Source organism: Halorussus marinus, assembly GCF_004765795.1.
Taxonomy (GTDB): domain Archaea; phylum Halobacteriota; class Halobacteria; order Halobacteriales; family Haladaptataceae; genus Halorussus; species Halorussus marinus.
In genome coordinates, this window is the sequence record NZ_SBIV01000003.1 from 103033 (window position 1) to 121840 (window position 18808).

Sequence of the window (18808 nt, forward strand, 5' to 3'; positions counted from 1 at the left end):
CGTCCCGGCGGAGTTCATACTTTCGTGCGTATTTTAATGGTGGGCGGGCGAGATGCGAACGAGATGCGAGTCACCCCCGTTATGCTGGCGTTACTGCTGGCCCTCTCTCCGGGCGCGGCGGCGGTGCAGGCGGCCGCGCCGCTGGCCTCGGCCGCCGACGACCGCGTCGGGGCGACCGACGTGGTCCGACCGGCGACGAACGAGAACACGACCGCGGTGCTGACGCTCGGCGCCGACCCCGATCGGACGGCGTTCGACTCGACGTCGGTGTCGCTCGGACGCGCGCTCGCGGCCGATCGGGCGAGCGCCGAGACGGCGCTCAGCGTCGGAGCGCTCGACGAGAAACTGGCCGCGGCCGGAAGCGACCGCCGGCGGAAACAGATCCTGACGCGGTACCGGTATCGGATAGAGAATCACGTCATCTCACTACGGTCGGCCGAACAGCGCGCGACCGAGGCGTTCTCGAACGGATCGCTGTCGGCCACGGCGTACCTCCGGACGCTCGGTCGCATCGACGCCGAAGCCGAGCACGTCCGCCACACCGTACGGGAACTCCAGACGCGGGCACAGAAGCTCCCCGACTTCGGAATGCTGAACGTCGACACGTCGGTGCAGGTGCGGCTCATGCTCGTCGAAGGGCCGGTCCGAGACCGGATCTCGAAGTCACTCCGGGGGACGCGCGATCCGATCCGCGTCCACGTCAGCACGGCCGGACGCGGCGTCGCGCTCTCGGCGATTCGCGACGGCGAATACGTCCGTGAGATCGCCCGCCCCGACCGGCGCGACTCGGGGACGACCGAGTCGCTGACCGTCGGACGGGCGTTCAACCTCGTCCTCGACCAGTACCCCTGGGTCCGGAACAACACCGCCGGCGGGAGCAGTTCCCAGTACAGTCCGACCGACGTCTACGACGTGACCGTGAACCACAACCACGGCAACTTCACGGCCTCGCTCGACGCCGGGACGGGTGAGATATTCAAGGAGATCCAGTACAAGCACCTCGAAGGCCAGCGGACCCTTCCGCCGGGACCGGGCGTCCGGAACACCGCCGCGAACGCGTTCGGCACGGAGAACGTCACGCTCACCGTCAACCGCACCTACCCCGGCGGTCCGCTTCGGGCACATCTCGCGAACGAGACCGGCGCGCCCCTCGACGGGACGATCACAGTCGACGGCGAACCCGTCGGGGCTACGGGCTCAGACGGCGTCCTGTGGACGCTCGGGCCAGACGAGCAGTTCCGCGTGAGCGCGACCCACGACGGGACGACGGTCAACGTGACCGCGACACCGGTCGACATCCGCTCGGCCGAAGGTTGAAGGCGGAAGCCGGGACCAGTTGGCGGCGTGTCCCCCCGCGCCGTCTCCCCCGTCTTGGGCGTCGTCTGCCTGCTCGTCGTGACGGTCGTCCTCGCCGCCGCCGTCGGGACCGCGGCGCTCGGGACCACGCTCCCGACCGACCGACCGACGGCGGCCGTCGATCTACGCGTCGACGCGGGCGCCGACCGGCTCGCGCTCGTTCACCGCGCTGGCGAGGCCCTCGACGTGCGAGCGCTGTCCGTCCGGATTCTGATCGACGGCGACCCCCTCGACCGCCAGCCGCCGGTCCCGTTCTTCTCGGCGCGCGGGTTCGTCTCCGGGCCGACCGGCCCGTTCAACCCCGCCGCCGACCCCCGGTGGTCGGTCGGCGAGCGTGCGAGCCTCCGAATCGCCGGGACGAACGCGCCGACGATAGCGCCCGGCGAACGCGTCGCGGTCGAATTCCTCGTCGAAGGTGTAGTCGTCGCGGAGGCGTCGGCGAGGGCGTAGCTCCTCTTCGGGGACGCGAGCGACGGTGGCGATCGCGACGTCGGGATCGTACGAGGGCCCCATCTCGCGGTGCTCGACCACCTTTTTACTTCGTCGAGCGTCCTCGCTCGCGGTGCTCGCCGCGGACGCCGCTCCTCGCAAAAAGCTGGATCAAAAACGACGCTCCCCTACTGCGTTCGCTCGCATCTCCGGTCGCTCCGGTCGATCGCTGACCTACTCTTCGGGGACGCGAGCGACGGTGGTGATCGCGACGTCGGGATCGTACGAGGGCCCCATCTCGCGGTGCTCGATGTCGACGTACCCCGCATCGCGGAACATCCGATCGGCCTCCTCGCGGTCGTAGAACAGCATGATCGCGTCGGCGACCTTCTGCATCACCGTCGATTCCGGGTAGTTCGGCCCGACCACGAGCACCTGTCCGCCGGGCTTTGCGACTCGGCGGATGTCCCGCAGTGCGAGCACCGGGTTGGGCCAGTACTCGATCGAGCCCGACGACCACACCACGTCGAAGCTGTCGTCGCGGAACGGGAGCCGCTCGGCGTCGCCTCGGTAGAAGCTCACCGGGTCGTGCTTGCCGAACTTGTCCCACGCCTTCTCCATCTGGTGGACGCTCTGGTCGAGCCCGTGGACGTTCTCTGTGTGTTCGAGCAGTCCCTCGGTGCCGAAGCCGGTGCCACAGCCCACGTCGAGGACCCGGTCGTCGGCCTCGATGTCGAGCATCGCCAGCGCCTCGGCACGCATCTCCTCGTTCCAGATGAACGGGTTGACGCTGTCGTACACCTTCGAGAGGTACTTGTAGAACAGCCGCGCCCGGCTCTTGTCTTCGAGGATACCCATTGGCACTATTTTTGTGCCGCTCGACAAATAATCCTGCCATTTCGCGCGGGTGAAACCGACGAGCGCACGCCGGCGCTTCCCGCGGAACGCGCTCGTGATCGCACACCCGACCGACGGGGCGGCCGGCTCCGAGGACCCCGCGTTCGCTTCGCTCGCGGGGTCGCGCCAAAGGACCGTAGGTCGTTCCGCAAGTAGTTTATAGGCGCTCCCGCAACTTTCGCGTGATTAGTATGCCGAGGCCAGAGGTTCTCGAACGAATCAAGGAGGCCGAGACGGAGGCCGACGAAATCGTCGCCGAGGCCGAGGAGGCCCGCGACGAGCGCATCTCCGAAGCACGCGAGGAAGCAGAGGAGATCCGCCGCGAAGCCGACGAAGAGGCGTCCGAGCTCCACGAGGAGCGGGTCGCCGAGGCTCGCGAGGAAATCGAGGCCGAGCGCGAAGACATCCTCGCCGAGGGCGAGGCCGAGCGCGAGGAGCTCGAAACCCACGCCCGAGAGAACGAGGAGGAAGTAACCGACTACGTCGTCGACCTGTTCGAGGAGGCGGTGCATGCTCAGACCTGAACGAATGAGCAAGGTGTCCGTGACGGGCTCGCGCGCCGTCATGGACGACGTCATCGAGACCGTCCACGAGCTGAATCTGGTGCATCTCTCGGACTACGACGGCTCGTGGGAGGGGTTCGAGCCCGGCGCGCCGATCGAGGGCGCCGACGAGGCGTCGGACAAGCTCGTCACCGTCCGATCGCTCGAGAGCATGCTCGACCTCGACGAGGCCGACGCCGGACCGAGCCGCATCGTCACCGACGAGGCCCTCGAAGACGAACTCGAATCGGTCCGCACCGAGGTGAACGAACTCGACGATCGACGGAGCGAGCTCGAAACCCAGCTCCGGGAAGTCGAGGAGCGTATCGACTCGATGGCGCCGTTCGCGGACCTCGGTATCGATCTCGACCTGCTTTCGGGCTACGATGCCGTTCAGGTCGCGGTCGGCGAGGGCGACGCCGACGAGGTCCGTCTCGCGCTCGAAGCCGACGAGAACGTGCGTGAGTTCGACGTGTTCGCGGGGTCGGACACGATCGCGGTGTTCGCCTACCCCGAGTCGGACGCGGGCGACGACGCGCTCGACGAGGCGCTGGTCGGCGTCGACTTCGCGCTACTCGCGGTCCCGGACGCCGAGGGGAGCCCCGAGGAGTACGTCGAGGAGCTCGAACACGAGCGCCAGAAGCTCGAAACCGAGCTCGAAAGCGTCGAGAGCGAACTCGAGAACCTCCGCCTCGACACCGCCGGCTTCCTGCTGGCCGCCGAGGAGAAGCTCTCTATCGACGTCCAGAAGGCCGAGGCGCCGCTCAACTTCGCGACCACCGAGAACGCGTTCGTCGCGGAGGGCTGGATCCCGACCGACCGGTACACCCAACTCGCGAGCGCGCTCGGCGATCGAGTCGGCGACCGCGTCGAGGTCGACGAGCTCGAACGCGCCGCTTACGACCGCCACGGCAACGCCCACGACACCGAAGAAGTCGAGCGCGACGAGCCCGCCCGCGAGGAGATCGCCGACGAGGACGTGGCGGCCGACGGCGGACAGGTCACGATGGGCGACGACCAGCCGCCGGTCGTCCAGGACAACCCCGGCGCGTTCAAGCCGTTCGAACTGCTCGTCGAGACGATCAACCGCCCCAAGTACTCCGAGTTCGACCCGACGGCGCTGCTGTTCCTGACGTTCCCCGCGTTCTTCGGGTTCATGATCGGTGACCTCGGCTACGGACTCCTGTACATGGGGATGGGCTATTGGCTGTACCGCAGTTTCGACAGCGCGGCGCTCAAGAGCCTCGGCGGCATCGCGATATGGGCCGGCGGGTTCACCGCGCTGTTCGGCGTCCTCTACGGCGAGATATTCGGACTCCACCAGCTCGGCGAACTCGTCTGGGGCGGCCACCCGCCCATGAAGAAGGGACTCCAGCCGATCGAGGGCGAGTTCGCGCTGACGTGGATGGTCGTCTCGATCCTGGTCGGCCTGCTCCACATGACCGTCGGATACGTTCTCGACTTCGTCGAGAACCTACAACACAGCGTCACCGACGCCGTCCTCGAGAGCGGCTCGTGGGTCCTGCTGTTCGCGGGCATCTGGACGTGGATCTTCAGCACGCAGGCCGAGACGATGAAGCCGGGCTTCCTGTTCACCGTCTTCGACGGCGAACCGTTCGCGCTCGGCTTCGGGGGCTTCTCGCCCGTGATCGGGACCGTCGGACTCGCCATCGGCGCGGTCGGCTTCGTGCTCTACGTCGCCGGCGAGTTCAAGCACTTCGGCGGACCCGGTATCGTCATCGGCGCGCTCGAAAGCCTGAGCGTCCTCTCGGACGCGCTGTCGTACACCCGGATCGCCGCGGTGTTGCTCGCCAAGGCGGGGATGGCCTTCGTGGTCAACCTCCTGTTCTTCGGCGTGTACTCCGTGGACCACGGGGAGGGCGCCGAGTGGCACTTCATGATCGACTACGGTCCGCAGTACGTCCTCGACCACTACGAGGCGGCCTCCATCATGTTCCCCGGCCTGATGCACTCGGGCATCGCCGGCGTGCTCGGCGGGCTGGTCGTGCTCGTCGTCGGCCACCTGCTGGTGCTGGCGCTCGGGATCACCAGCGCCGGACTGCAGGCGGTGCGTCTCGAGTACGTCGAGTTCTTCGGGAAGTTCTACGAGGGTGGCGGCGACGAGTACGAGCCGTTCGGGTACGAACGGACGTACACCACGCAGGACTGACTCCCCCGCCGCTCTCCGATCGACTCTGCGTTGGCGGTTCCCCCCGTGTCTTTTCCATTGTCATTTGGTATCACAAAACCGGCTCAAGGGCCGAGACGCCCCCGCTCGTCAACTCTTTTGGGAAGCTTTATGATGGCAGTGACGGCAAATACGACTGTCCGGTTACGAGAGCAAACGGAGACAAAACCCTATGTACGAATTTGTACTCGCGTTCGTGGAAAGCAGTGTACTGCTCGCTCAAGACGGCGCCGCCAGCGGCGGCCCGGCGTTTACGGCCGAAGCCGCCGCCGCGCTGTCGGTCGGTCTCGCGGCGCTGGCCGCGGGGTACGCAGAGCGCGGTATCGGTAGTGCGGCCATCGGCGCCATCGCCGAGGACGAGAGCCTCTTCGGGACGGGCCTCATCATGACGGTCCTGCCCGAGACGCTCGTGATCCTCGCGCTGGTCGTCGTCTTCATCGTCGGTTAAACGCACCCTTTCCCCTCTTCATCAATGAGTCTGGACACGGTAGTTGAGGATATTCGAAACGAAGCCCGCGAGCGCGCGAAGGAGATTCGTTCGGAGGGCGACGAACGCGCCGCCGAAATCGTCTCCGAGGCCGAAGCCGACGCCGAGGAGATACTCGCGGAGCAAGAACGCGAAACCGAACAGACGATCGCCCAGGAGCGCGAGCAGAAACTCTCCAGCGCCAAGCTGGAGGCCAAGCAAAAGCGCCTCGAAGCCCGCCGAGACGTCCTGCAGGACGTCCGCGAGAGCGTCGAAGAGCGACTCGCAACTCTCGGCGGCGACGACCGAGAGGCGCTCACCCGCGAACTCCTCGACGCGGCGGCCGAGGAGTTCGACGACGGTGCGACGGTTCGGGTGTACGGCAAGCCCGACGACGACGAACTGCTCACCGACATCGTCGCCGACTACGACGGCTACGAGTACGCCGGCGAGTACGACTGCCTCGGCGGCGTCGTCGTCGAGAGCCAGGAGTCTCGACTCCGCGTGAACAACACCTTCGACTCGGTGTTGGAAAGCGTCTGGGAGGACAACCTCCAAGACATCAGCGGCCGTCTCTTCGAGCAATGAGCGTAGAAAAGACGGGCGGTCCCTCGAACTACGAGTACGTCTCGGCCCGGGTCCGAGCCCGGCGAGCGAAGCTGTTCGCCGAGGAGGACTACCGGAAGCTCATCCGGATGGGCCCCGGCGAGATCGCGCGGTACATGGAGGAGACGGAGTACGAAGACGAGATCAACGCGCTTGGCTCTCGGTACGACGGCGTCGATCTGATCGAGTACGCGCTCAACCGCAACCTCGCCAAGCACTTCGAGGACCTGCTCGACTGGGCCGAGGGCCGGCTCTACACCCTCATCGCCCGGTACCTCCGGAAGTTCGACGCCTGGAACGTCAAGACCGCGCTCCGGGGGATCTACTCGGGCGCCGACAGCGAGACCATCGCCGAGGACTTCACTTACGCCGGCGAGTTCGACCGGCAGTTCCTCGACCGGCTCGCGGAGGCCGGCTCCATCGAGGACGCCGTCGAACTGCTCGACGGCACGCGCTACGGCGAGCCGCTCGCCGCCGCGTTCGAGGACTACGAGGAGTCGGGCGTGTTGATCCCGCTCGAAAACGCCGCCGACCGCACGTACTACGAGGGTCTGATCGAGGGCGCCACCAAGTCCGGGAACCGCGCGACCCAGCTGTACGCCGAGTTCCTGCAGGCCGAGATCGACTTCCGGAACGTCCGTAACGCGCTCCGGATCGCCCGGAGCGGGGCCGAGATCGACCCCGAGGACTACTTCATCGAGGGCGGCGACCTGTTCGACGCGTCGGACGTGGCCCAACTGTCGGGGAACGTCGACGAACTCGTCACGTTCGTCCGTGACAGCAGCTACGGCGACGACCTCTCGGATGCGCTGAACGAGCTCGAACGAGCCGACAGCCTCATCGGGTTCGAACACGCACTAGACGCTGCACTGCTAGAGTACTCGAACCACCTTTCGCACGTATTCCCGCTGTCGGTCTGTCCGGTCCTCGCGTACATCCTCGCCAAAGAGCGCGAGGTCGAGAACATCCGCGCCATCGCTCGCGGCCGCGAGGCGGGCCTGACCGAGACGGAGATCGAAGACGAACTGGTGATACTATGAGCCAGGAGATCGCGGTCGTCGGCAGCCCGGAGTTCACCACCGGATTCCGGCTCGCCGGCGTTCGAAAGTTCGAGAACGTTCCGGACGACCGGAAAGACGAGGAGCTCGACGACGCGGTGAACCGCGTCCTCGACGACGAGGAGATCGGTATCGTCGTGATGCACGACGAGGACCTCGATCGCCTGTCGCGGCAGGTCCGCAACGAGGTCGAGACGAGCGTCGAACCGACGATGGTCTCGATCGGCGGCGGCGCGGGCAGCGGCGGACTCCGCGAGAAGATCAAGCGCGCAATCGGTATCGACCTTATGGACGAAGACGAAAACGGTGACAACGAATGAGCCAAGCAACCGAAACCGACACCGTCCGCGAGGACGGCGTCATCGAGAGCGTAAGTGGACCGGTCGTGACCGCCACTGACCTCGGGGCCCGGATGAACGACGTCGTGTACGTCGGCGAAGAAGGGCTGATGGGCGAGGTCATCGAGATCGAAGGCAACCTGTCGACGATTCAGGTGTACGAGGAGACGTCGAGCGTGGCGCCGGGCGAGCCGGTCGAGAACACGGGCGAACCCCTCTCGGTCGACCTCGGCCCCGGAATGCTGGACTCCATCTACGACGGCGTCCAGCGCCCGCTGGCGGTCCTCGAAGACAAGATGGGCGCGTTCCTCGACCGCGGGGTCGACGCGCCCGGCATCGACCTCGAAAAGACCTGGGCGTTCGAGCCCGAGGTCGACGAGGGCGACCACGTCGAACCCGGCGACATCGTCGGGACGGTCCCCGAGACCGAGAGCATCGACCACAAGGTGATGGTCCCGCCCGACTACGAGGGCGGCGACGTCGTCGCGATCGAGAGCGGCAACTACACCGTCGAGCAGACGGTCGTCGAACTCGACAACGGCGAGGAGATCCAGATGCACCAGGAGTGGCCGGTCCGCGAGGCCCGGCCCGCGGCCCGCAAGGAGACGCCGACCGAGCCGCTCGTCTCCGGCCAGCGCATCCTCGACGGCCTGTTCCCCATCGCGAAGGGCGGCACGGCCGCGATTCCCGGCCCGTTCGGCTCGGGCAAGACCGTCACCCAGCACCAGCTCGCGAAGTGGGCCGACGCCGACATCGTCGTCTACGTCGGCTGTGGCGAGCGCGGCAACGAGATGACCGAGGTCATCGACGACTTCCCCGAACTGGAGGATCCGGTGACCGGCAAGCCGCTGATGTCTCGGACCTGCCTCATCGCCAACACCTCGAACATGCCGGTCGCGGCCCGTGAGTCCTGCGTGTACACCGGTATCACCATCGCGGAGTACTACCGCGACATGGGGTACGACGTGGCGCTGATGGCCGACTCCACCTCCCGGTGGGCCGAGGCCATGCGCGAGATCTCCTCCCGGCTCGAAGAGATGCCCGGCGAGGAGGGGTACCCGGCGTATCTGGCCGCGCGCCTCTCGGAGTTCTACGAGCGCGCCGGCTACTTCCAGAACATCAACGGGACCGAGGGGTCGGTCTCGGCGATCGGCGCGGTCAGCCCGCCCGGCGGCGACTTCTCCGAGCCGGTCACCCAGAACACCCTGCGTATCGTGAAGTGTTTCTGGGCGCTCGACGCCGACCTCGCGGAGCGTCGTCACTTCCCCTCGATCAACTGGGACGAGTCGTACTCGCTGTACACCGACCAGCTCGACCCGTGGTACAAGGAGAACGTCGACGAAAACTTCCCCGACCGGCGTCAGTGGGCCGTCGACGTGCTCGACGAGGAGGGCGAGCTTCAGGAGATCGTCCAGCTCGTCGGCAAGGACGCCCTGCCCGAAGACCAGCAGCTCACGCTCGAAGTCGCCCGCTACATCCGGGAGTCGTGGCTCCAGCAGAACGCGTTCCACGACGTCGACACCTACTGCTCCCCGGAGAAGACCTACGCCATGCTTGGCGCCATCGAGACGTTCAACGACGAGGCGTTCGACGCGCTCGACGCCGGCGTCCCGGTCGAGGAGATCCAGGACATCGACGCCGTCCCGCGGCTCAACCGCATGGGCGTGCAGGACGACTGGGAGGAGTACATCTCCGACCTCGAAGACGACATCGCGGACCAGCTCCGCGCCAAATACTGAACCATGAAAGAATACCAAACTATCACCGAAATCAGCGGCCCGCTGGTGTTCGCCGAAGTTGACGAGTCCATCGGATACGACGAGATCGTCGAGATCGAGACCGAACAGGGCGAGACGCTCCGCGGGCAGGTGCTCGAATCCAGCGACGGTCTCGTCGCGATCCAGGTGTTCGAGGGCACCGAGGGCATCGACCGCAACGCCTCGGTCCGGTTCCTCGGCGAGACGATGAAGATGCCGGTCACAGAAGACCTGCTCGGGCGCGTCCTCGACGGGACGGGCCAGCCGATCGACGGCGGCCCCGAGATCGTGCCCGACGACCGCCACGACATCGTCGGCGCGGCGATCAACCCCTACGCCCGCGAGTACCCCCAGGAGTTCATCCAGACCGGCGTCTCCGCCATCGACGGCATGAACACCCTGATCCGGGGCCAGAAGCTCCCGATCTTCTCGGGCTCGGGACTGCCCCACAACGACCTCGCGCTCCAGATCGCCCGACAGGCGACCGTCCCGGAGGAAGAGGCGGACGGCGACGACGAGGAGGGCTCGGAGTTCGCGGTCATCTTCGGCGCGATGGGCATCACTCAGGAGGAGGCAAACGAGTTCATGGACGACTTCGAGCGCACGGGCGCGCTCGAACGCTCGGTCGTCTTCATGAACCTTGCCGACGACCCCGCGGTCGAGCGGACGGTCACCCCGCGGATGGCGCTCACGACCGCCGAGTACCTCGCGTTCGAGAAGGACTACCACGTACTGGTGATCCTGACGGACATGACCAACTACTGCGAGGCGCTCCGCGAGATCGGCGCGGCCCGCGAGGAGGTGCCGGGTCGCCGTGGCTACCCCGGCTACATGTACACCGACCTCGCCCAGCTCTACGAGCGGGCCGGCCGCATCGAGGGCCGCGAGGGGTCGGTCACCCAGATCCCGATCCTCACGATGCCCGGCGACGACGACACCCACCCGATCCCGGACCTCACCGGCTACATCACCGAGGGCCAGATCTACATCGACCGGGACCTCAATAGTCAGGGCATCGAGCCGCCGATCAACGTGCTACCGAGCCTCTCGCGGCTGATGGACGACGGCATCGGCGAGGGGTTCACCCGCGAGGACCACGCCGACGTCTCCGACCAGATGTACGCGGCGTACGCGGAAGGCGAGGACCTGCGTGACCTCGTGAACATCGTCGGTCGCGAGGCGCTCTCGGACCGCGACAACAAGTACCTCGACTTCGCCGACGCCTTCGAGACGGAGTTCGTCCAGCAGGGCTTCGACACCAACCGGGACATCGACGACACGCTCGACCTCGGCTGGGACCTGCTCGGGATGCTTCCCGAAGAGGAGCTCAACCGCATCGACGAGGAGTTCATCGAGCGCTACTACCCCGAGGACGACGAGACCGAGACGGCAGAAGAAGTCGCGGCGGACTGACGACCGATCTCTTTTCGACCGCTCGCCGAAAGCGGTGGTGCCGGGCCGGCGGGCGTCCCCGATGTTCATACGTCAGGAGTCCTACGCTAGCGTATGACAACGCGTGGCGTGGACGGGGCAGACGTGGTGTACGTCGCCTCGGCGGCCGACACCGCGGCCGACGTCGCCGACGGGCTGGCGGCCGCGGGCGCGGCAGTGACCGTCGTCGCGTCGGCGGACGCCGCGATCCGGGCGGTCCGCGAGCGCGACCCCGACTGCGTCGTCACCGAGTTCCGACTCGGCGAGGGAAACGGCCTCGACCTTCTACGTCGGCTCCGGCGCGAGCGCGACCTCCCGGTCGTCGTGTTCTCGGACGCCGACGATCCCGCGCTCGCGGCGGCGGTGCTCGACGCCGCCGGCGCGTTCGTTCCGACCCACGACGGCGGCGTCGATCGGCTGTGTCGCCGGCTCGCGAACTGTCTCGGCGACGAGGCTCGCGTGGGCATCTCCGAGACGATGAAAGAGCGCGCGATGGACGAAGCGCCCGTCGGCATCACGGTCGCCGACGCGACACAGCCCGACGAGCCGCTCGTCTACGTCAACGAGGCGTTCGAGCGGCTGACCGGCTACTCAACCGAGCAGGTGCTGGGGCGAAACTGCCGGTTCCTGCAGGGGCCCGACACCGACCCCGAGGCGGTTCGAGAGCTCCGGGCGGGCATCGATGGGGCCGAGCCCGTCTCGGTCGAACTCCGGAACTACCGTCGGAACGGCGAGCCGTTCTGGAACCGCGTGGACGTCGCCCCGATCCGGGACGGCTCGGGAACCGTCACTCACTACATCGGGTTCCAGACGGACGTGACCCGGCGTCGACGCGCCGCGACCGCCGCGCGCCGGTGGGCCGAGGAGTGTCGCGCCGAGCGACGGACGGTCGAACACGTCCTCGACCGGGTCGAGGGGCTGGTCGAGGACGTGACCCGGGTGTTAGTCGAGGCGTCGTCGCGTCGAGCGGTCGAACGTCGGGTCTGCGAGCGGGTCGCGGCGACCCCCGGATACGCGGCCGCGTGGGTGGGGCGGGTCGACCGGACTCGCGACGAGGTTACCACGCGCGCCCGAGCGGGCGATGTCGACCGCTCGCTCGGCGATCGGTCGGTCGACCTCTCGTCCGCCGCGCCGGCCGCGCGTGCGGTCCGAACCGGGACGGCCGAGTCGGGCGAGGGGTCGGCCGCCTCGCCGGACTCAGACCCGGCCGACTGCTCGACGATCGCGGTGCCGCTCGCCTACCGCGAGACGACGTACGGAGTGTTGACGGTGTACGGGGCCGACTCGAACGCGTTCGACGCCCACGACGCGACCCTGCTCGCGTCGGTCGGGCGGGCGACCGGCAACGCGATCAACGCCATCGAGAGCAAGCGAATGGTGGCGGCAGACGAGGTCGTGGCCGTCGAAGTGACCGTCTCGGATCCGAACGCGCCCCTCACCGAACTCGCCGCGGCCGCCGGTAGCCGGTTCGAGTTCGAGGGCGTGAATCGCCGATCCGACGGGACCGTCGTGCTCTTTCTGGGAGCAGACGGCGCGGTGTCGTCGGACGTCGACGACGACTCGTCGGTGCGGGCGATCACCGCGGTCAGCACCGATCCCGAGTGGTCGCTGACGGAGGTCTCGCTCTCGGCGGACACCGTCGTCGGCCGACTCGGGGATCTGGGCGTTCGGCTGACCGACCTCGACGCCACCGACGAGCGCGTCGCCTATCGGTTCGAGGCGCCCGGCGAACCCGTGGCCCGATCGGCCGTCGACGCCTTCGAGGACCGTTACGACGGCGTCGAGCTCACGCGGTTTCGGCGTCGCGAGCGGTCGGACCGCTCGGGGCGGGGGTTCGTCCGCGACGTCCGCGACCGGCTCACGGACCGCCAACTGACCGCGCTCCAGAAGGCGTACTTCGGCGGGTTCTTCGAGCGGCCCCACCGGGTGACCGGCGACGATCTGGCCGACTCGATGGGCATCTCCCGGTCGACGTTCCACCAGCACCTGCTCGCGGCACAGCGAAAGGTCCTCGGAGCGTTTCTCGAAGACCGCCCCGACCTCGACCCGATACCACACTAGTGTGGTACGTCGCTTTCTATCCTTCAGCATTATTTACTAAGTGCTATGCCACAACCAGGTAGCGAATCGATTTGGCTCTGGCTCGGAACCGCCGGTATGTTCCTCGGGATGGTGTACTTCATCGCGAGGGGCTGGAACGAACGCGACCAGCGACGACAGGAGTTTTACATCGTCACGATATTCATCACCGCCATCGCGTTCGTGAACTACCTCGCGATGGCGCTCGGGTTCGGGCTGACGACCGTCGAACTGGCGGGCGAGACCCTCGACATCTACTGGGCGCGGTACACCGACTGGTTTTTCACCACGCCGCTGTTGCTCGTCGACCTCGGGCTGTTGGCCCGAGCGAACCGCAACCAGCTCGGCACGCTGGTCGGTCTCGACATGCTGATGATCGCGACCGGCGCGGTCGCGACGCTGGCCGCCGGAACCGGCGCGCTGGGCGAGGGCGCTCGACGCCTGATCTGGTGGGGCGTCAGCACCGGCTTCCTCGTGGTGTTGCTGTACTTCCTGTTCGGCACGCTGAGCTCGCAGGCCTCGGAGGTGTCGGCCGAGGCCCAGTCGACGTTCACTCGGCTCCGGAATCTCGTCGTCGTGGTGTGGGCGGTGTATCCCGTCTGGTGGCTGGTCGGCACGGAGGGACTCGGGGTGATCGGACTCGGCCTCGAAACGGCCGGCTTCATGGTTCTCGATCTGGTCGCCAAGGTCGGCTTCGGCTTCATCCTGCTGTCGAGCCGCAAGGCCATCGACGACGCCGCCGCGGCCGGCGGCGACCCCGAACCCGCGGCCGCGTGAGGCTCGCGGTCGCTCGTTCGCTTCGCTCGCCCGCGTGAGGCCGGGGACCGCGCCCGACCCACCCGGGTTCGGAGGACCGACGGACCGATTCGCGCGTTCGATTCCATGAGCACGATCACCTACTTCCAGTTTCACGTCGCCTTGCTGGTCCCCGCGTTGCTCGTCCTGTCGGCGATCTCGTCGGTTCGACGGCGGGCCGGATCGAGCGACGTCCGTCCGTCGGGCGTGGTCGTCGTCTCGGTCGTCGCGCTGGCGTACACGATTCCGTGGGACAACTACCTCATCGAGGTCGGCGTCTGGCGGTACGGGACCGGCGCCGTCGCGGTTCGGATCTGGAACGCGCCGCTCGAAGAGTACCTCTTCATCCTGATCCAACCGATCCTCGTCGCCCTGTGGCTCCACCACCTGAAGCGGCCGCCGAAAGCCGGTTCGGAGTCGCTCTCGGTGACCCGCCGGGCGCGGATCGCGGGCGCCGCGGCGGGACTCGGGATCGGCGGCGTCGGCCTCGGGCTCCTCGCGCGCCCGGCGACGCTGTATCTCGGCGCCATTCTGGCGTGGGCCGGCCCGGTGCTCGCGCTCCAGTGGGGCTTTGGTTGGCCGTACCTCTGGCGGCGGCGACGGACGCTCGCGATCGGCGTCGGCGCCCCGACTGCGTACCTCTGGGCCGCCGACTGGCTCGCGCTCCGATACGGCATCTGGGAGCTCGCGCCCGCGTACACTACCGGCTGGAATCTGGCGGGACTGCCGGTCGAGGAGGCGACGTTCTTCGCCGTCACGAACCTCTTCGTGGTGCAGGGCTTGCTACTGTACGCGTGGGTGCTCGACGGTCGACGCCGACCGTCGGCGACTGAAAAAGGTTAACCCCTTCGAACAACAAACGTCCCTCAAGATGGCCAAGGACGTCAAACCCACTCGGAAGAACCTGATGCAGATCGAGGATCGCATCGAGCTCTCCGAGCGGGGTCACGACACGCTCGAAAAGAAGCGTGACGGTCTCATCATGGAGTTCATGGACATCCTCGATCAGGCCCAGGACGTGCGCGCCGACCTCGAGGACGACTACGAACTCGCCCAGCAGAAGATCAACATGGCCCGGGCCATGGAAGGCGACGTGGCGGTTCGAGGCGCCGCGGCCGCGCTGAAAGAACACCCCGAGATCACCACCGAGTCGAAAAACATCATGGGCGTCGTCGTGCCCCAGATCGAGTCGAGCAAGGTCCGGAAGGGCCTCGACGAGCGCGGATACGGCGTCTTAGGAACGAGCGCCCGGATCGACGAGGCCGCCGAGGCCTACGAGGAGCTCTTAGAGAGCATCATCCTCGCCGCGGAGGTCGAGACCGCGATGAAGAAGATGCTGACCGAGATCGAGACGACCAAGCGCCGCGTGAACGCCCTGGAGTTCAAGCTCTTGCCCGATCTCAACGACAACAAAGAGTACATCGAGCAGAAGCTCGAAGAGCAAGAGCGCGAGGAGATCTTCCGGCTCAAGAAGATCAAGGGCAAGAAAGAAGAAGAGGAGAAAGAAGAGCGCGCCGCCGCCGCGGCCGAAGCCGCCGAGGACGAGGAAGTCGTCACCGCCGACGACTAACGACCGTTTGCGAGGGCGGCGCGCTCGTGGGCCGCCCTCGCAAACGCTCGATCAAAAACCGTCGTCACTCCCTTCGGGGGTTCCTCGGTCCGCTCGCTTCGCTCGCTGATCTGCGGTATTGTGCCCGCTTTCGACCACGCCTTTCACTTCGCCCGCCGACGCTCCGATATGACCTGTCCGAACTGCGGTATCGAGCGCCTCGCGTTCGCGGTCCCGACCGACCTCCGGGAGCATCTGCCCGACGACGCCGAGCGCATGGCGATCTGTCCGCGGTGTCTCGACCTCGCCCCGGTCGAGGACGCCCCGGCAGACCTGCCGGACTTCGCGGGAATCAGCGACGCCGTCCCCGACGGCGAGGCGGGCGCGACGATGGCGCTCGCGATCGGGCTACTCGATTCGCTGGCGCTCTACCGGAGCGAGATCGGAGCCCTCCTAGAGCGGGTCGAGCGCGCGGGCACCGACCCCCTGCTCGTGGTCGACCGGCTCGCGGCCGACCCCGACGTCGAGCCCCGGTTCGACCTCGATCGGCGCCGGACCCAGATCGAACAACTGCTGTACGGCTGAGCCCCTCGCCACGCGAACGGGTGGGGGGACGGCCGTGGCGGTCGTGCGTCCCCGAGAGTGGCCGGCTCACGGTTCGACCCCGAGACGCTGGTCGGCTTCTCGGTCACATCCATCCCGACGGTCATCATCGCCGTCTTGCTCTTCGGAGCGGTTCGGCGGTCCCGTTCGCGGTCGCGATCAGCCTCGCGCTCCACGTCGTCCCGTTCGTCGCGCTCGGGATACTCACCTACTCGGGGCTCACTGTATCCGACCCCAGCGTTCGCCCGACCTCGGTCCCGTCAGGTAGTTTCACTTTCACTCCGGATGGCTGACGTTCATATCAGTTCCAGATAAGTTAGACGTATGACTCCAGAGCTGATCCGCGGCGACCGCGCGACCGACCGATCGGACCGGACGATGCTCGACGTCTCGGACGTCGAGACCGCGCGCGTCGAGGAGTACGTCACCGAGTGGTTCCCCGACGTCGGCGACGTCTACCTCGAACGCAAGGGCGGCACGACGCTACTGATCGCCGGCGAGTAGGCCCGCGGTCCGATCGCGGCGCGGTCGCGGCCGCGGTGCAGTCGCGGTGCGGTCGCGGCGCGGTAGCAGTACGCCATCGAGCAGTTGTCCCGCGAGCGACCGGAGGGAGCGAGCGGCCTTTTCATCAACGTTTTGCAAGGGCGCGCCTCTCGGGGCGCGCCCGCAGCAAAAGGTTGTACGTAAACGTTTAGGCCACCGGGCGACTACCCACGACCATGCCGGACTGTCCACTCGCCGACGACTGCCCGAGCTTTCAGGAGCGGATCGAGGGTATGGGGTGTCAACACTACGGCGACCGGGGCGGTGCCGAGTGGTGCCAACACTACAGCCAGCCAATCTCCGAACTCAAGACCGCGCCGGTCCAGCCGGGCGAGGAGGTGGTCGTCGACGTCGAGGACATCCACGAGAGCGGCGCCGGCGTCGGCCGGACCGAGGACGGCTTCATCGTGATGGTCGACGGCATTCTGCCCGACGCCCGCGCGAAGGTCGAGATCACGAACGTCCACGGCAGTCACGCGAAGGCCGACCCCGTCGAGCGCCTGCCGATGGACGAGGAGGCCGACGCCGACGAGGCCGACGCCGACGAGGTCGACGACGTGGCCGACGACGCCGAGACCGAGACCGACGACGAAGACGGCCCGTCCCGTCCCCAGCTCGGGAGCCGCGACAACTTCTGGGGCAGCTGATCCCGCTCTCGCGGGGCGCCTCGGGGTGGACAGTCCCAACGACGGCTCGCGCCGCGGGTTTTTTCGCACGGAGTGCATACACGCTACTATGAGCCGACGACGCCTCTCGGAGGGTCGCCCGTGAACGACGTTCCGGATCCCGAAGAGTTGCTCGACCGGGCCGGCTTCGACGCCGAGACGAACGTGCTGACTCAGCGTCAGGCCGTCGTGCTGGCGTTGCGCGAACACGACGTCGCGCAGGCGACCATCGCCGACCGGCTCGGCACCTCGCGCGCGAACGTCTCGAGCATCGAAGCCAGCGCCCGCGAGAACGTCCGGAAAGCGGGCGAGACCGTCGCGTTCGCCGAAGCCCTGCGCGCGCCGGTCCGAGTCGTCGTCGAGGCCGGCACCGACCTCTACGACGTGCCTTCGCGGGTGTACGACGCCTGCGACGAGGCCGGGGTGAAGGTCGACCACGCCGCCCCCGAACTCATGAAACGCGTGAGCGACGAGGCCGGCGACGCGGTCGAGAACCGCCAGATTCTGGAGGATCTCCTGATCGGCGTGACGACCGACGGCACGGTGACCGTCCGGGAGTCGCGGGAAGCCGATCGCCCGGAGTGACCCGGGCCGGCCGGCGCGCGGTCGACCGACCGGGACGCCCCCGGGAGCTTTGGGGGTGGGTTCCGAACTGACTCGCATGGAGTTCGGATTAGCGGGCGATTCGGCACTGGTAACGGCGAGTTCGAGCGGTCTCGGTCGGGCGTCGGCGACGGCGCTGGCCGCCGAAGGCGCGGACGTCGCGATCTGTGCGCGCGGCGAGGAGCAACTCGCCGACGCGAAAGCGGAGCTCGAGGCGGCCGGCGACGGCGACGTGGTGGCGGTCCGGACCGACATCACCGATCCCGACGAGGTCGAGGCGCTGGTCGAGGCGACCGTCGAGGAGTTCGGCGGGCTCGACCACGTCGTCACCTCCGCGGGGGGCCCGCCGTCGGGACGGTTCCTCGACACCACCGAGCGCGACTGGTACGAGGCGTTCGACCTGCTGGTGATGAGCGTGGTCCGACTCACGAAGGCCGCCCATCCGCACCTCGTCGAGTCGGACGCGGGCACGATCGTCAACGTCACCTCGACCAGCGTCCGGGAGGCCATCGACGGCCTCGTGCTCTCGAACGCGGTCCGGCGCGCGGTCATCGGCCTGATGAAGACCCAAGCCCGCGAGTGGGCGCCCGAGGTGCGCGCCAACGCAGTGCTCCCGGGCGCTCACGAGACCCCCCGAATCGCCGAACTCGTCGAGGCGGGGGTCGAGCGCGGCGAGTACGACAGCTACGAGGAGGGGCTCGCCGACTGGGCGGCCGACATCCCGCTGGATCGGGTGGGCGACCCCGACGAACTCGGCGATGCGGTCGCGTTCCTCTGTAGCGAGCGGGCGAGCTTCGTCAACGGCGCGTCGCTCCCGGTCGACGGCGGGACCCTCCGTAGCTGACCCGGGCGGAGACGAGTGCGGACGCGTCGACGACGGTCCGCTACTCCGAGCGCTCTTGG

Annotated in this window: 20 protein-coding genes; 19 read left to right on the top strand and 1 reads right to left on the bottom strand. The window is 67.6% G+C overall.

All coding sequences use genetic code 11. The features are described 5' to 3' along the window. The first annotated feature begins 63 nt into the window (after positions 1–63). Together EPY72_RS07320 and EPY72_RS07325 are read left to right on the top strand one after the other, a co-directional pair. Positions 64–1317, top strand: coding sequence for a DUF7094 domain-containing protein (locus tag EPY72_RS07320; RefSeq protein ID WP_135806008.1), 1254 nt, complete (start codon positions 64–66; stop codon positions 1315–1317). A gap of 27 nt (positions 1318–1344) precedes the next feature. Further along, positions 1345–1806 (top strand): type IV pilin domain-containing protein, encoded by a 462-nt coding sequence (locus tag EPY72_RS07325; RefSeq protein WP_134668410.1) that lies wholly within the window; start codon positions 1345–1347, stop codon positions 1804–1806. A gap of 213 nt (positions 1807–2019) precedes the next feature. On the opposite strand, the gene EPY72_RS07330 is transcribed toward EPY72_RS07325, so the two are convergent. Next, positions 2020–2643, bottom strand: a complete 624-nt coding sequence (locus tag EPY72_RS07330; protein ID WP_134668412.1) for a methyltransferase domain-containing protein — start codon at positions 2641–2643, stop codon at positions 2020–2022. Between the two features lie 230 nt (positions 2644–2873). On the opposite strand from EPY72_RS07330, the gene ahaH reads away from it, so the two are divergent. From ahaH to EPY72_RS07415, 17 genes are all read left to right on the top strand, one after another. Next, positions 2874–3206 carry an ATP synthase archaeal subunit H gene (gene ahaH, locus EPY72_RS07335; RefSeq protein ID WP_134668413.1) on the top strand — a complete coding sequence of 111 codons (333 nt, stop codon included), beginning with the start codon at positions 2874–2876 and terminating at the stop codon, positions 3204–3206. After that, the gene (locus EPY72_RS07340; protein WP_135806009.1) at positions 3193–5394 is read left to right on the top strand and encodes a V-type ATP synthase subunit I; all 2202 of its coding nucleotides are present in this window, start codon (positions 3193–3195) and stop codon (positions 5392–5394) included. The genes ahaH and EPY72_RS07340 overlap by 14 nt, the downstream gene beginning before the upstream one ends. Positions 5395–5584: 190 nt before the next feature. Then, positions 5585–5860 carry a F0F1 ATP synthase subunit C gene (locus tag EPY72_RS07345; protein ID WP_134668417.1) on the top strand — a complete coding sequence of 92 codons (276 nt, stop codon included), beginning with the start codon at positions 5585–5587 and terminating at the stop codon, positions 5858–5860. Between the two features lie 24 nt (positions 5861–5884). Further along, positions 5885–6466 (top strand): V-type ATP synthase subunit E, encoded by a 582-nt coding sequence (locus EPY72_RS07350; protein ID WP_134668419.1) that lies wholly within the window; start codon positions 5885–5887, stop codon positions 6464–6466. Next, positions 6463–7524, top strand: coding sequence for a V-type ATP synthase subunit C (locus EPY72_RS07355; protein ID WP_134668421.1), 1062 nt, complete (start codon positions 6463–6465; stop codon positions 7522–7524). Before EPY72_RS07350 ends, EPY72_RS07355 begins: the two co-directional genes overlap by 4 nt. After that, positions 7521–7862: a V-type ATP synthase subunit F gene (locus tag EPY72_RS07360; RefSeq protein ID WP_134668423.1), complete on the top strand. Its 342-nt coding sequence runs from the start codon at positions 7521–7523 to the stop codon at positions 7860–7862. The genes EPY72_RS07355 and EPY72_RS07360 overlap by 4 nt, the downstream gene beginning before the upstream one ends. Continuing rightward, entirely contained in the window at positions 7859–9619 is a 1761-nt protein-coding gene (locus tag EPY72_RS07365; RefSeq protein ID WP_134668424.1) for an ATP synthase subunit A, read from the top strand. The genes EPY72_RS07360 and EPY72_RS07365 overlap by 4 nt, the downstream gene beginning before the upstream one ends. Before the next feature lie 3 nt (positions 9620–9622). Further along, complete coding sequence (locus EPY72_RS07370) at positions 9623–11050, top strand: ATP synthase subunit B (protein ID WP_134668426.1); 1428 nt, start codon at positions 9623–9625, stop codon at positions 11048–11050. Positions 11051–11143: 93 nt separating this feature from the next. Continuing rightward, the gene (locus EPY72_RS07375; RefSeq protein ID WP_135806010.1) at positions 11144–13129 is read left to right on the top strand and encodes a bacterio-opsin activator domain-containing protein; all 1986 of its coding nucleotides are present in this window, start codon (positions 11144–11146) and stop codon (positions 13127–13129) included. Between the two features lie 45 nt (positions 13130–13174). After that, positions 13175–13924, top strand: coding sequence for a bacteriorhodopsin (locus tag EPY72_RS07380; protein ID WP_134668430.1), 750 nt, complete (start codon positions 13175–13177; stop codon positions 13922–13924). Between the two features lie 105 nt (positions 13925–14029). After that, on the top strand, positions 14030–14785 hold the full coding sequence (locus EPY72_RS07385; RefSeq protein ID WP_135806011.1) for a lycopene cyclase domain-containing protein: 756 nt from the start codon (positions 14030–14032) through the stop codon (positions 14783–14785). A 28-nt stretch (positions 14786–14813) separates the two neighbouring features. Continuing rightward, complete coding sequence (locus EPY72_RS07390; RefSeq protein ID WP_134668434.1) at positions 14814–15512, top strand: V-type ATP synthase subunit D; 699 nt, start codon at positions 14814–14816, stop codon at positions 15510–15512. 168 nt (positions 15513–15680) lie between these two features. After that, positions 15681–16076 carry a DUF6276 family protein gene (locus EPY72_RS07395; protein WP_135806012.1) on the top strand — a complete coding sequence of 132 codons (396 nt, stop codon included), beginning with the start codon at positions 15681–15683 and terminating at the stop codon, positions 16074–16076. Positions 16077–16418: 342 nt separating this feature from the next. Beyond that, positions 16419–16598 (top strand): hypothetical protein, encoded by a 180-nt coding sequence (locus EPY72_RS07400; RefSeq protein WP_134668439.1) that lies wholly within the window; start codon positions 16419–16421, stop codon positions 16596–16598. Positions 16599–16813: 215 nt separating this feature from the next. Further along, positions 16814–17284, top strand: a complete 471-nt coding sequence (locus tag EPY72_RS07405) for a TRAM domain-containing protein (RefSeq protein WP_135806013.1) — start codon at positions 16814–16816, stop codon at positions 17282–17284. A gap of 120 nt (positions 17285–17404) precedes the next feature. Further along, a complete protein-coding gene (locus EPY72_RS07410) occupies positions 17405–17887 on the top strand; it encodes a Tfx family DNA-binding protein (RefSeq protein ID WP_135806014.1) in 483 nt (160 codons plus the stop codon). A 76-nt stretch (positions 17888–17963) separates the two neighbouring features. Continuing rightward, a complete protein-coding gene (locus EPY72_RS07415; protein WP_134668445.1) occupies positions 17964–18749 on the top strand; it encodes an SDR family oxidoreductase in 786 nt (261 codons plus the stop codon). The last annotated feature ends 59 nt before the right edge of the window (positions 18750–18808 follow it).

What these genes read in the sequence shown, in the direction of transcription:
- EPY72_RS07320 (WP_135806008.1), top strand. Translation starts at nt 64, where the DNA reads ATGCGAGTCACCCCCGTTATGCTGGCGTTACTGCTGGCCCTCTCTCCG.
- EPY72_RS07330 (WP_134668412.1), bottom strand. Translation starts at nt 2,643, where the DNA reads ATGGGTATCCTCGAAGACAAGAGCCGGGCGCGGCTGTTCTACAAGTAC.
- ahaH (WP_134668413.1), top strand. Translation starts at nt 2,874, where the DNA reads ATGCCGAGGCCAGAGGTTCTCGAACGAATCAAGGAGGCCGAGACGGAG.
- EPY72_RS07340 (WP_135806009.1), top strand. Translation starts at nt 3,193, where the DNA reads ATGCTCAGACCTGAACGAATGAGCAAGGTGTCCGTGACGGGCTCGCGC.
- EPY72_RS07345 (WP_134668417.1), top strand. Translation starts at nt 5,585, where the DNA reads ATGTACGAATTTGTACTCGCGTTCGTGGAAAGCAGTGTACTGCTCGCT.
- EPY72_RS07350 (WP_134668419.1), top strand. Translation starts at nt 5,885, where the DNA reads ATGAGTCTGGACACGGTAGTTGAGGATATTCGAAACGAAGCCCGCGAG.
- EPY72_RS07355 (WP_134668421.1), top strand. Translation starts at nt 6,463, where the DNA reads ATGAGCGTAGAAAAGACGGGCGGTCCCTCGAACTACGAGTACGTCTCG.
- EPY72_RS07360 (WP_134668423.1), top strand. Translation starts at nt 7,521, where the DNA reads ATGAGCCAGGAGATCGCGGTCGTCGGCAGCCCGGAGTTCACCACCGGA.
- EPY72_RS07365 (WP_134668424.1), top strand. Translation starts at nt 7,859, where the DNA reads ATGAGCCAAGCAACCGAAACCGACACCGTCCGCGAGGACGGCGTCATC.
- EPY72_RS07370 (WP_134668426.1), top strand. Translation starts at nt 9,623, where the DNA reads ATGAAAGAATACCAAACTATCACCGAAATCAGCGGCCCGCTGGTGTTC.
- EPY72_RS07375 (WP_135806010.1), top strand. Translation starts at nt 11,144, where the DNA reads ATGACAACGCGTGGCGTGGACGGGGCAGACGTGGTGTACGTCGCCTCG.
- EPY72_RS07380 (WP_134668430.1), top strand. Translation starts at nt 13,175, where the DNA reads ATGCCACAACCAGGTAGCGAATCGATTTGGCTCTGGCTCGGAACCGCC.
- EPY72_RS07385 (WP_135806011.1), top strand. Translation starts at nt 14,030, where the DNA reads ATGAGCACGATCACCTACTTCCAGTTTCACGTCGCCTTGCTGGTCCCC.
- EPY72_RS07390 (WP_134668434.1), top strand. Translation starts at nt 14,814, where the DNA reads ATGGCCAAGGACGTCAAACCCACTCGGAAGAACCTGATGCAGATCGAG.
- EPY72_RS07395 (WP_135806012.1), top strand. Translation starts at nt 15,681, where the DNA reads ATGACCTGTCCGAACTGCGGTATCGAGCGCCTCGCGTTCGCGGTCCCG.
- EPY72_RS07400 (WP_134668439.1), top strand. Translation starts at nt 16,419, where the DNA reads ATGACTCCAGAGCTGATCCGCGGCGACCGCGCGACCGACCGATCGGAC.
- EPY72_RS07405 (WP_135806013.1), top strand. Translation starts at nt 16,814, where the DNA reads ATGCCGGACTGTCCACTCGCCGACGACTGCCCGAGCTTTCAGGAGCGG.
- EPY72_RS07415 (WP_134668445.1), top strand. Translation starts at nt 17,964, where the DNA reads ATGGAGTTCGGATTAGCGGGCGATTCGGCACTGGTAACGGCGAGTTCG.